12 protein-coding genes and 1 pseudogene are annotated in these 10646 nt (G+C 56.1%); all 13 read right to left on the bottom strand.

All coding sequences use genetic code 11. The annotated features are described in order from the left end of the window. Positions 1 to 686, bottom strand: a pseudogene (locus GSQ80_RS23315) (ArsR family transcriptional regulator); the annotation flags it as partial. Next, positions 686 to 1039 (bottom strand): ribbon-helix-helix domain-containing protein, encoded by a 354-nt coding sequence (locus GSQ80_RS10015; RefSeq protein ID WP_158787519.1) that lies wholly within the window; start codon positions 1037 to 1039, stop codon positions 686 to 688. The pseudogene GSQ80_RS23315 and the gene GSQ80_RS10015, both read right to left, overlap by 1 nt. Positions 1040 to 1270: 231 nt before the next feature. After that, positions 1271 to 1594 (bottom strand): hypothetical protein, encoded by a 324-nt coding sequence (locus GSQ80_RS10010; protein ID WP_158787518.1) that lies wholly within the window; start codon positions 1592 to 1594, stop codon positions 1271 to 1273. Then, positions 1581 to 2612, bottom strand: coding sequence for a CpaF family protein (locus tag GSQ80_RS10005; protein ID WP_158787517.1), 1032 nt, complete (start codon positions 2610 to 2612; stop codon positions 1581 to 1583). The genes GSQ80_RS10010 and GSQ80_RS10005 overlap by 14 nt, the downstream gene beginning before the upstream one ends. An 8-nt stretch (positions 2613 to 2620) precedes the next feature. Beyond that, positions 2621 to 3304 carry a VirB8/TrbF family protein gene (locus GSQ80_RS10000; protein ID WP_158787516.1) on the bottom strand — a complete coding sequence of 228 codons (684 nt, stop codon included), beginning with the start codon at positions 3302 to 3304 and terminating at the stop codon, positions 2621 to 2623. Positions 3305 to 3318: 14 nt separating this feature from the next. Next, the gene (locus tag GSQ80_RS09995; RefSeq protein WP_216850256.1) at positions 3319 to 4122 is read right to left on the bottom strand and encodes a type IV secretion system protein; all 804 of its coding nucleotides are present in this window, start codon (positions 4120 to 4122) and stop codon (positions 3319 to 3321) included. A 72-nt stretch (positions 4123 to 4194) separates the two neighbouring features. Continuing rightward, positions 4195 to 5001 (bottom strand): hypothetical protein, encoded by an 807-nt coding sequence (locus tag GSQ80_RS09990; protein ID WP_158787514.1) that lies wholly within the window; start codon positions 4999 to 5001, stop codon positions 4195 to 4197. A 68-nt stretch (positions 5002 to 5069) separates the two neighbouring features. Beyond that, on the bottom strand, positions 5070 to 5327 hold the full coding sequence (locus tag GSQ80_RS09985; protein WP_158787513.1) for a hypothetical protein: 258 nt from the start codon (positions 5325 to 5327) through the stop codon (positions 5070 to 5072). A 10-nt stretch (positions 5328 to 5337) separates the two neighbouring features. Continuing rightward, complete coding sequence (locus GSQ80_RS09980) at positions 5338 to 6732, bottom strand: TrbI/VirB10 family protein (protein WP_158787512.1); 1395 nt, start codon at positions 6730 to 6732, stop codon at positions 5338 to 5340. Further along, a complete protein-coding gene (locus tag GSQ80_RS09975; protein WP_158787511.1) occupies positions 6686 to 7447 on the bottom strand; it encodes a TrbG/VirB9 family P-type conjugative transfer protein in 762 nt (253 codons plus the stop codon). The genes GSQ80_RS09980 and GSQ80_RS09975 overlap by 47 nt, the downstream gene beginning before the upstream one ends. A gap of 11 nt (positions 7448 to 7458) precedes the next feature. Then, positions 7459 to 9921 (bottom strand): VirB4 family type IV secretion system protein, encoded by a 2463-nt coding sequence (locus GSQ80_RS09970; protein ID WP_158787510.1) that lies wholly within the window; start codon positions 9919 to 9921, stop codon positions 7459 to 7461. After that, positions 9921 to 10217, bottom strand: a complete 297-nt coding sequence (locus GSQ80_RS09965; protein WP_158787509.1) for a VirB3 family type IV secretion system protein — start codon at positions 10215 to 10217, stop codon at positions 9921 to 9923. Before GSQ80_RS09965 ends, GSQ80_RS09970 begins: the two co-directional genes overlap by 1 nt. Positions 10218 to 10286: 69 nt before the next feature. Beyond that, on the bottom strand, positions 10287 to 10610 hold the full coding sequence (locus GSQ80_RS09960; RefSeq protein ID WP_058185881.1) for a TrbC/VirB2 family protein: 324 nt from the start codon (positions 10608 to 10610) through the stop codon (positions 10287 to 10289). Between the last annotated feature and the right edge of the window lie 36 nt (positions 10611 to 10646).

Here is a 10646-nt window from a genome sequence, read left to right as displayed (position 1 = left end):
TCTATGTGCTGCGCTTCGGCCTGTAGCGGTATCCGCATCATCTCTTTGGCTTCGGTGGTTTTGAAGCCGATGCCGTCGCCCTGCACCGTCTTGTTGAACTCTCTGGGCGTTAGCATGACCGGCCCCTTAAGCAGCCGACCGTACTTCATCTGCTTGCGCCGCTTGATATCTTTTGCAATGGCAAACGGGAACTGCACCAGCAGCGAGAGCAAGCCAAACAGAAACGGAAGTTTGTAGATGTCCCTGAGTTTTTCGTCCTCGAAGACGGCGCTCTTGAGGTACTCATGCAGGGGCGCGTCAAGGTAGGTTTGCTCCGGCCCTCGATAGAGGGCGCGGAGTCTACGCCCCGCCGCCGCTCCCGAAAGCGCAAGCGGAATGTGTTTCCCACCCGGCGCGGGTGTCGTGCCCGCTTGCACGTCGGATTCGACGGCTAGCTGCCCCGCCTTGCTACCGTCGCCGACGTAAAGCAACTGGTACTTGTCCTTCTTGTTGAGGGCGCCGCCCGCCGCAGTCCGCGCGTAGATCGGCGTGTAGAACTGCTGCAAGGGTGTCTGGCCGTAGGCGAAGCGAACGTAGAGAAAGCAGCCGGTCAGCACGAACGCAAGGAACACTACGCCATAGGAATAGATCGGGGAATGTGGCGGGAAGATGATCGTCTCTTTACGGCCCCACTGAGTAGTTGCCATCACGCACGCTCCAGGTCTTGTTGTGTTTCAACGGCCACCGCTCTCTTGCGTTTTTTGACTTCGACCATGATCCCGTCGAAGACTTCAGGAGTGATCTTCTGGCCCGTTGCGAGAGGCTTCAGGACGTTCGTCAGCATGAGCCGAATCCCCACGATCTCGCTCAACTCCGGGCTGGCCGTCGGCTCGTCCTTTTCGCGGGTGAGTTCGTCAAGGATGAGGCGACGAATGAACTCGCCGCGTTGCTGGCCGCGCTTCTTGGCAAGCGAATCGAGTGCTTCCACTTCGTTCCGGCTGAGTTTCGACGAGACATTTGTCAGACGAAACGACGCCCGTTGTTTGGCTTTCTCGGCCATCGCGTCATCGTTGAGAAGTGGCATATCGGCCTTCAATCCGTCAAGGATTCTTGGGGATACCTGAGTATTCTCAAGAATCCTTGAGCACCACAAGTTGTTGAGGTTGTTCGGTCGCTTTCAAGAATCCCTATGGATTCCCAGCACGACCCTCCGAGGGATGGAGTGTCATAATTCATCCGGTGCGTAGCACCGCTTCCATCCCGGCACAAATCATTGAGGGGGCAATGCACATTACTTTGTCGCCACGTTAGCCATAGGAATCGCTGTCGGAGCGGATGCTGACGTTGCTGGCTTGCGTCCCGGTTTTCCCTTTGGTGCATCATCACCGCTGCGCTTGATACGCAAGGAATGAATCGGCTTTGCATCGTGCGGCGCACCGATGAACTTCTGGAAGTCCTTGTCCTTGGTGAAGACGTATTCGAGCGCCTTGTTCACAACATCGTCCGCGCCAACATGGGTGAACGCTGCATATTGATTGACGAGGTTGGCGGTGGGCTCCTCAAGCGAAACGGTGGCAGTGACTTTGCGGCTGGTTGTGATCTCAAGCAATGGCATGGACGTTCTCCCTCTTGTTGCTGGTTGAAATGATTGGGTGAATTGCTGGAACGTCGCGCTCACCTGCGAGATCGAAGATGGTGTCGTACATAAACTGTTTGGTGGTGCGGTCGTATCCATGCACAGCGATAATCTCGCTCACTTTGCGACCGCCGGCGAATCTTCCAACCTGGGCGACAATCTGAACGGTCTCCGCGATCTCTGCCGAGATGTCGTCACGATTCGATTGCTGGTGCGAACGCATCGCCAATTCACCGAACCTGCGGAGCGCTTTCACCGCAGAGCTGGCGTGAATCGTTGCCATCGAACCTGCGTGTCCGGTATTGAACGAATCGAGCAAGGTGCGGGCTTCTTCTCCCCGTACCTCACCGAGGATGATGCGGTCGGGCCTCCACCGCAACGCAGCCTTCAATAGATCGTTGAAACTCACCGTGCCGGTGTGCGATTCGGTCTGGCACTCCGACGCCAATAGATTAGGCTTGCCGATACGTAGCTCCGACGTATCCTCGATCACGACAATGCGCTCTTCCTCGGGGATGTAATCAGCCAGCGCGTTGAGCAAACTTGTCTTGCCTGCGCCCGTTCCGCCGCTAATCAGCATCGTCTTTCCGGCCTCGATATAACCGCTGAGAGTGGCACCTATCTCCGGCGTCATGGCACCGGTCTGGATGAGGTCGGCGATGGTGAAGCGGGTCTTGGAGAACTTCCGAATGGTGACGGCGGGGTTGGGCCGCACAACGGGCGGGAGGACCGCTGCGAGGCGGCTACCGTCAGGCAGTTGGGCATTCAAGAGAGGGTGCGCCTCATCCAACTTGCGACTCAACTTGTTCGCAATCACCTCAAGGCCGGTGCGGAGCGCCTTCGCATCGAAGATGATCTCCGCGCGTTCCAACTTGCCCCTGCGCTCAAACCACCATTGGCCGTTCGGATTGCCCATAATCTCGCTCACAGAGTCATCAAGCAGTAGCTCTTTGATGGGCTGCAGAAACGATATGAGTAGGTCCAAGTCGTGGTTCATATGGGCTCCTAGTCGAACGCCTGGTCGGCACGGTAGCGAACGATAGTGAGTCCAAGCGGATTGAATGCGAGCGCATTGTTCTCGACATGATCGGCGAAGACATATGTCACGCTGGCTGTCCAACGCTCCGTCTTGATCTCCGAATGGTCATTGGCGTTCGTGTAGACCTTCTCGAACTCAATCCGAGCGGAATAGGGCGACTGCCGGAGATCGTCGAGTATGACGCTCTTGATGTTGATATCGACGTATGGGAGCGTACTGTCCTGCTGGAAGGTGGTAATGGTCTTGCTCAACTGCTCCTGCCGGATGACGGCTTGCTGGACATCCGAGTTGAGAAAGTAAAGCGCCTGGGTCTGGTCGCGCTCGATGGTGTAGCGGTTGCGCTGGAAGTACAGGTTGGCCCAGCGCGAGAGGTAATACTTGTTCTCCGCCTCCTGCGGCTTGTATTGGTAATTGCGGTAGTCGATGGCGTCGGCATGGCCTACGTCGTTGATGCGGATGACGAGAGGCTTCATGCCGGCAAGAGCCTTCTGGCTCTTGAATGTGAGAGCACCCAGCATGAGGCAGACAGCACCCAGAACAAGGATCGTGATTTTCAAATAGGTGTTCATAACGAGCGGGTCGCCGTACTGCTCCAGATAGCGTTCCGCTGCGCGCGTGATCTCGGTGGATTTCGTCTCTTGAACTGGCATTTGTGTATCTCCCTTTAGCCCATCACTGCGGCGGTAATGGCACCCGTAACTGCGCCCATCCCTGCATCGTGGCCGCTGCTACTACCAGAGAAGATGGAGGCTGTGATAGCGGGGATCTTGAGAATGAGAAAGATGTTCACCACTACCAGTAAGATCAACAAAGGGAAATTCTTTATGAGCGTCATCGGGTTGGAGAAGTCCGTCCAGTTGGCGTAATAGGTAACGAACAGGTGACCCAGGACGCTCATCGTGGCTGCCGCAACGACCTTGTAAAACGAGAAGCTAAGGTACGCTTTAAACCATCCCCAGAACAGAAACTCAAGTTTCTCGATTACAAGAAACGGAATGAAGATCGGACCAAGCAAGCCGATGATTGTTCCAGCAACTGCACCATATGCGAGGATGACCGCAGCAATAGCGGCGAGCACCGAAAGCATGATCTGGGTGCTGATATAGGCGACCAGCATATAGGGTGCAGTAAACATCGCCATGCCTGGGCCTGACTTCGCTAACGCACCGTCTATCGACTGGAACATGGACTGGATACCGTCCTGTCCAATCGTCTGTGCCAGATTGGTCGTGCCCTGGCTAATGAACCCTTTGAGCGAGTATCCGATGCCGGGAATGCTGCTGTCGTAATACTTCACGAACATATAGGCGAAGCTGAGCAGCATGAAGAAGTTTAGGAACTTCGCCATATCGAAGCCGGGACCGCCGCGTGAGGATGCAAGGGCTTCCTGCACACCGAACCAGACCATCATGATTGTCGCCAGCGAGAGCACCATGCGAAGCCCGATCGCATCGACGTTGGGCGACATTGTGGCCGTGAGCGCGTCGCACTGTTGCGTGATAAAGATGAGTATCTGGTTTCCCATAATCGCCCCGTCGGTTCAATAGCTAAGTGCTTTGGTGATGCCTGTTGTGTCATGCGAGACGTGGCTGTTGTAGTTCGTCTCGTACCCGTCGGCAGCCTGCAGGGACATCTTCAGAGCGTCCTGCTGCTGTTTCTGCTGAACCATCTGCTGCAAACTCTGGGTCTGCGTCATCTGGCTCGCTTCCTGCTGAGTGCGAAGCTGCAGAAGCATCGCCTGATTGATGCGTTGCAACGTAGCAAGCTCAGTCTGTTGGGTTGGGTCGGTGGAATGGCTGGCCGTTTCAAGCGTCTTGATATCCGCTTCACGCTGTGGTGCGTTTGCCCTTACCGTTCCAATCGTCTGTAAGCTGGTGGCGTTGATTGCGTCAGCCAAATCAACAGTCGCGCCCTGCGCCGCGATAGCCTGTTGGCCTTGCGTGTTCAGGGAGCTGTAACCGGAGATCTGCCCTGTTCGCTGGATGCTCGCGCTCTGGTTCGCCGCCGCTGCTCCGCTGCCATAGGTTGCGGCATTGGTCCAAGGAAGCGAGTTGCCATAGGTGTTCGCGGGATGAGCAACCGGTGTCCACGTCTGCTGCACCATGTTGCTGTATGCGGTGTAGTAGCTCGACGGTGCCGTAGCCATGCGTTGTGCAAGGTTGTACGTCTCCATCACGTTCTGCGTGGTCTTGATCGTTGTCGTATACAGTTGGCTGCCCTGAATGAGCTGCTGCGCTGCGTGAGCTGACTGTGTTGGGTCTAACACGATGCCGCCACCGAACTGCGCGTATGCAGGTTCGGCTAGGGTGGCAAGAGCCAGAATTAGAGACAAGAGGGTGCCTTTCATGGTTTTCTCCATGTTCGCGGTCCGGGTTGGAAGTGACTGTTTGGGTGTAGGACGATTACGGGAAATATCTAGTGCTTGGAAGCCTCTATGTCAGCCTGGAGAGCTGCGTACTTTTTGCTCGCTGGCTCCATCGCGTCTCGCTCCGCTTTGCACTTTGCCTGACTCCGTGCAATTACATCCACCGGCGCAAGCATACAGTCCTTCTGATACTGAGTATTCATAGTGTCGAGTTGCGCGTAGACCTCGGCGAGCTGATCTTGCTTGCTTTTGCAACCGATAGTCGAAACCGCAATGAGTGCGAGGGTAACGATGGCAACTGAACGCATGGAAGACTCCTTAGAATGACTGCGCGATACGGTGATTTTCGTAAGCCGGCAGGAGCATATCTTGCGTAAAGTAGACCTTCACGCGATGCCCTTCCCGAATTGTGATCGTGGGTGGAATCTGGATGAACTTGTCGAGAATCGTCGTAGCCGATTGCGACACGCTCGAAGCTGCACCGTTGGTAAAGGACTGCGAACCGGAGCTGTTTAGGTTTGATCCGCCCTGGCTGATCTGAGAGGCACCGGAGATGACGCCGAGTGCAATCGACGTTCCGAAGATCTGGAGATAGTGATTGTTGACCTGGTCTTTTAGTCCCTCCTCTCCGGTCTGGTCGAGGCCGTGGAATTGGTCTAGATCCACGCTGTATCCGTCCGGCATTAGCAGACGATGAAATGCAACGGAAATCCGGCGCTGTTGTCCGAACCCGGCACTACCGATCTTGCGGGCCTCGCCCAGCACGATCGTTCCTTCTGGTATGAGTATGTGCTGATGGTCGTGGGAATACACGGGATTTGACACAAGAACCTTCACCGGCCCCACCGCGTCACCGTCCAGGCGGTTCATCAGAACGGTATCCAGGGTCAATCCTTCGTAGATGACATAGGGCTGGCCCACGGCATTGTCGATATTGACCTCAGACGGACGCTTATATTCAGTTTCCGGGATTTGATCGCCGGAAGTCCTTTGTTCTCCTGCTCCTCTCGCCGGAGTCAATGCAGTAGGCTGGCCCGCCTGCACTGCGGCAGCAAAGGGGTTCTGGGGCACGCCCGAAGGCTGTTGGGATAGGTTCTGCTGCGGGGGAGTGGCCTGCTCCAATGGTCGCGCGTATGCAATGTTGGACGAGAACCGGGCTGTGTCTGCGCGCTCCTTTTCGGTAGCCGCGAGCTGCTGTCCGGCTTGCTGTGAGGGAGTAAGTTGAGGCTGGCCGTTGGCTTGTGTCCCATTCTGCTGCCCATTGGCGACATAGGTTCCCGACGAGTTGAGTGGACGCCCATCTGGGCCGAAACCCGATGCTGCCGCCTGCTGTGCGCCCGTGCCGCCCAATGCTGGGTTCCCGGTTGCTGCCGCCACTTGAGCGTCCTGCTGGGCTTTCAGCTTGTCAGCTCCAAGCTGACGCTGCAAAGCGTCTACATTGGTCGCTGTGTTGTCCTGAACATAGGGCTGCGGCCCGTTGGCCTTGGCCTTCTCAGCATCGGTCGGAGCCTTCTTCCGGGAACTGATGACGGTAGCCAGAATCAGGAGAACCACCGCTCCTAGATAGAGAAACATCTTGAGGTTTTTCTGCAACACGCCTTTGGGCTGGGGCGTGTGATCGGTGAGCTTCGGGTCTGCTGCTGCGACGACGGTATCGGCCATGACGTTAGTCCTTTCTCGTGAAGTCCATCTTTTTCTTGCCCAGTTCGACATACCCGTTGTCCATGACCTTCGAGATGACGTATGTCCCATCGCGCAGGTCGTAATTGATGAGATTCGGCTTGCCGTCCCGCATCTCATACACGCTGAACTTCTCCGGCGCATTGGTCTTGATGTAAGTGAACTTGTCGTCGTGGTAGATCGACTGGATATCGAACGGAGCCTCGTTCGTCTTGAAGGTGTAGTCGAACTTCAAGGCGAGTGGGTAGGCACTCTTGTACTCATCGACGGTAGCTCCGACGTGAGACTGGAGAGTCGATATCTGCTGATGGGCCTGCTCAAGCTGGGCGGCTGGAACGTATTGAGCGGGGCCATTCGCAGCGACTATGTTGGACGCATCCGCTGGCTGGATGATGACCTTGAGATCGGGGTCGCCGCCCGATGCGGTGATGTCGGTCAAGGTGAAGCTGTAGATGTTGCCCTTGTCCGTAATCAGGTTGAGGTTGGAGCTGATGCCAGCCTTGGCCGGGTGAACGAAACAGAAGTTTCCGACCACATCCACAATCCAGAAATCCTTGTCGCCGGTAGCGGCCTCCATAATCTTTTCGGTGGCCGGGACAACAATGAGCGTTGTGTACTTCACCTTCGCCCGAATCGGCACGATGTCCTGCGAGTGGTAAGAAACATTGCGGGAGGCGGTCTGGGCGTGAATCGTCAGGCTTCCGAGCGTCGTGAGCATGATTGCGAGTACGGTTGTAAATCTCTTCATGGCGGAACTCCTTAGCGGCGCGGTTGGAATGGGTGTGTGGTAGCGAGTTGGCGAACGCCCTCGGCGATGCCGTACTGCGCGAAAGCCTCCCGCTTGAGTAGGTTGTCGCGAGCGTTGTTGGTCGCAATCCAGTACGAGATGGAATCGACGTTGAGCCGAACCTTTTTGCTGGACCGCGCTTTGCGAACCAGCATCTCGCCGGGTGGGATTAGGTCGGCAATGATGTCGATTTCGGTGTCGTTGAGATGGAAGGCTTCGCGGTAGACCTGGCGGTTCATCTCCGGGTTAGCGAGGAATATCTTGGTTGGGCAACTCTCGGCGACAATCGCCAGCATTCCCGATTCCTCAAGCTCCTTGATGGACTGCGTGGCGAGGATCATCGCCGCGTTGTGCTTCCGCCACGTTTTTTGAGCCGCCACGATGTAGGTGCGGATGGTCTCGTTCTTGATGAAGAGCCATGCTTCGTCAAGCAGGAACGTTTTGAACGTCGCCAGCTTCGCGGGGTTCGCAATCTCATTGCTAGCCCGGTGGAGGACATAAAACAGCAGCGGCTCCAAGACCTCGGGAGCATCGCCCCAGCCTGCGAAGTTGAACGTCTGGAACTTGGAGAAACTGAGCGTGTCCTCCACGTTGTCGAAGAGAAAGCCGTACTGCCCCTCTTTCGTCCAACGGTGCAGCCGCTCCTTCAGCTCACCGATGATCTGGCTGAAGGTCGATAGCGTCCGCTGCTCCGGGGCAACGACGTACATCCGCTCGATGGCCTCCCACAGCTTGCGCTCTTCCTTGAAGTCGAGCTTGTAACGCTTGTCATTGCCCTCGATGAGTACCCGAAAGAACGAAAACAGAAATTGCAGATTCTCCTTGCTCTCCGGCAGGCTGAACGGGTTGATAGTGAAGTCCCGGCTCTCCTGGCCGACGTTCAAATACGTTCCGCCGAAGATCTCGGTAAGAGACTGAAACGAGCCGCCGATGTCGAAGATGTACGTTTGCGGCCGGTATTTTTGAGCGTTCGTGAGCAGAAAATTACATAAAAAACTTTTGCCACTTCCGGTCATTCCGAGGATGAGCGTGTGCGCCACCTCGCCGTTATGGAGGTTGAGGTAGTAGGGCGTGGCGTTGTCCGTCTCCAGGACCGCCAGATACTCCGAACGAAGGTGAGGGTTGGTTTTCTCGCCGGGGTGAATGGTGAAAAGAAACGAGAGGTCGGCATAGTTGGAGTTGAGCAGGTACATCTTGCGAAGGTTCTGGGCGTAGTTGCCCGGAACGGTCGCAAACAGAGCATTGAGCTGGTTGTAGGTTTCGGTGAAAAGAGCACCGTCTGCGTTCGTGAACACGCCGGTAAACTCGCCCATCTCCTGATTGATCGTCTGGAGGTCGGTGCTGTACAGCACGACCGTAAGAGAGAAATCGCCCAATGTCTGGCCGTCGCCCAGCACCCGCAGGCACTCGCCTAGGTTCTCGATGTCGGCTTGTTTCGACTCGTCGATCAGTACGTCGCGCTGGTTCGTCTTCGCCGGGTCGCTCCCGATTTGCGACACGAAACCGGACTTGCTCATATTGAAGTGGCGGCGGCGTTTGTCCACTTCCTTCCGGGCCTTGGCCATCGAAAGCGGAGTCCACTCGGTGACGACGTAGAAGTTGCCTTCGATCTTGAAGAGGCGGTCAAGGACCAGAGGCCGCGTCTCCGCAATTGCCTCTTTCATTGTCAGGATGCGAACGAAATGGTCGCCTACCCGGAGGTGGTCACGCTCCGCTTCGATGTTGGAGTTCACGACCTGAAAGTCGAGGTACTGAGTCGATTGCGGCTTGCCCGCGATACGCCAGTCATCGAAGTTGAGAAGCCGGCGAAAGAAACTAAACTGCGCCTGCTGCCCTTGAACCTCGATAGGCATGAGGTCGGCAAGATGCCGGGTAAAGTTCTGGACGCACTGCTCAAGCCGCACCATGTCGGTGCCGATCTGCTTGCGAAGCAAAACCTTCATGTTGTCGTTGGTGAACTGCGCTTTGAGTTCACGAATAGCGCCCTGGGGATCGCGCGGCATCCGAGCGAGAGCGGAGAGGATGCCGGTCTTTGACCGCGCACCCTCCAGCACGATCACGTAGAAAAGTTCCACTTCATACAGCCGGTCGCGCTTTGACTCGAAGTATTGCCGCCGCTGGTCAATGGCGGCGTCGATCAACTCATCATCGTAACGAGCGAACGGAATCTCGGGCCGGTTTGTCTTGAAGAGATATTGGTAGACATGGAAGCCTTCGCCGAAGGACTTGAGTGCGGACTCCAGCCGCTTCACCGCATACTGCTGTTCATCGTTATCAAGACTTTCGTAGTCCACCCCGGTAACGCTCAACACCATCCCAAGGTCGCCGCTCTTGGTGAGGAACGCCGTCTCTGTCCAGAACCCATACAGGTTAATGTGGGCGCTGAGGGCATCGGCTTCCTTCCACGGCTTGATGACGCGAGAGAGATTCAGCATTACCGCACCTCTACGTTCGGGACTGTCTGCTTGGCCGCGTCATAGCGCAGCTTGAAATTCTCAGAACGCCCGAGAATCTTGAGAAATGCCGGGTCGGAGTTCGTCACCCAATGGCCAAAGATGCAGCCGCCGATGAACACCAGGACGGCCCCGATGATCGAATTGAAGAGGTTGAACATCCCTACTGCAGACACCGCAATCATGAAGAAAAGCGTGCGTTCAATGCCCATATAGGTGAGGGGCTTATGCAAACTCTTGAAGACTCGGTTGTGGCGCTTCTGAGTAATTTCCGGCATAAACCCCTCGCTGTGGAACGTCGTTGGAGGTGAAGTGGTGAGGATCGTAGGACATCAGCGAATTGGGAGCTAGGAGCCCCACAGCCAAGTCAGGATGTTGGTCGCCATGATCGCTATACCGGTTCCGGCGGCGACACCTGCAAGCGTTTTCTTTGCGCCTGGTTCCCCATGCGCGAACGTGTAGCCGCCGATCACAATTGCGATCAGACTGGCGGCCTTGGCAACGGTCCCGGTAAAGAGCGTTTGGATGGAGCTGATACCACTGTCGAACGGCGACGCGTGAGCAGCGAGTGGGAAGATCAATACGCATAGGAGCAAGGCTGCTCCGCGTATCAGGTAGAGCTTTGTCCGCTCAATCGTTGCTGCTGGAATGATGATTCGAATACGTGTCATTAGCACCTCCAACGACCGATACGGTCGTGATATGCC

Origin of the sequence: Granulicella sp. L46 (assembly GCF_009765785.1) — a bacterium.
Classification (GTDB): Bacteria; Acidobacteriota; Terriglobia; order Terriglobales; family Acidobacteriaceae; genus Granulicella.
Note: the sequence above shows the minus strand (reverse complement) of the source record. Positions and strands in the feature narration are given on the sequence as shown.

Excerpts from the sequence above, each read along its gene's own strand:
- GSQ80_RS10015 (WP_158787519.1), bottom strand. The coding sequence starts at position 1,039 with ATGGCCGAGAAAGCCAAACAACGGGCGTCGTTTCGTCTGACAAATGTC.
- GSQ80_RS10010 (WP_158787518.1), bottom strand. The coding sequence starts at position 1,594 with ATGCCATTGCTTGAGATCACAACCAGCCGCAAAGTCACTGCCACCGTT.
- GSQ80_RS10005 (WP_158787517.1), bottom strand. The coding sequence starts at position 2,612 with ATGAACCACGACTTGGACCTACTCATATCGTTTCTGCAGCCCATCAAA.
- GSQ80_RS10000 (WP_158787516.1), bottom strand. The coding sequence starts at position 3,304 with ATGCCAGTTCAAGAGACGAAATCCACCGAGATCACGCGCGCAGCGGAA.
- GSQ80_RS09995 (WP_216850256.1), bottom strand. The coding sequence starts at position 4,122 with ATGTCGCCCAACGTCGATGCGATCGGGCTTCGCATGGTGCTCTCGCTG.
- GSQ80_RS09990 (WP_158787514.1), bottom strand. The coding sequence starts at position 5,001 with ATGAAAGGCACCCTCTTGTCTCTAATTCTGGCTCTTGCCACCCTAGCC.
- GSQ80_RS09985 (WP_158787513.1), bottom strand. The coding sequence starts at position 5,327 with ATGCGTTCAGTTGCCATCGTTACCCTCGCACTCATTGCGGTTTCGACT.
- GSQ80_RS09980 (WP_158787512.1), bottom strand. The coding sequence starts at position 6,732 with ATGTCGAACTGGGCAAGAAAAAGATGGACTTCACGAGAAAGGACTAAC.
- GSQ80_RS09975 (WP_158787511.1), bottom strand. The coding sequence starts at position 7,447 with ATGAAGAGATTTACAACCGTACTCGCAATCATGCTCACGACGCTCGGA.
- GSQ80_RS09970 (WP_158787510.1), bottom strand. The coding sequence starts at position 9,921 with ATGCTGAATCTCTCTCGCGTCATCAAGCCGTGGAAGGAAGCCGATGCC.
- GSQ80_RS09965 (WP_158787509.1), bottom strand. The coding sequence starts at position 10,217 with ATGCCGGAAATTACTCAGAAGCGCCACAACCGAGTCTTCAAGAGTTTG.
- GSQ80_RS09960 (WP_058185881.1), bottom strand. The coding sequence starts at position 10,610 with ATGACACGTATTCGAATCATCATTCCAGCAGCAACGATTGAGCGGACA.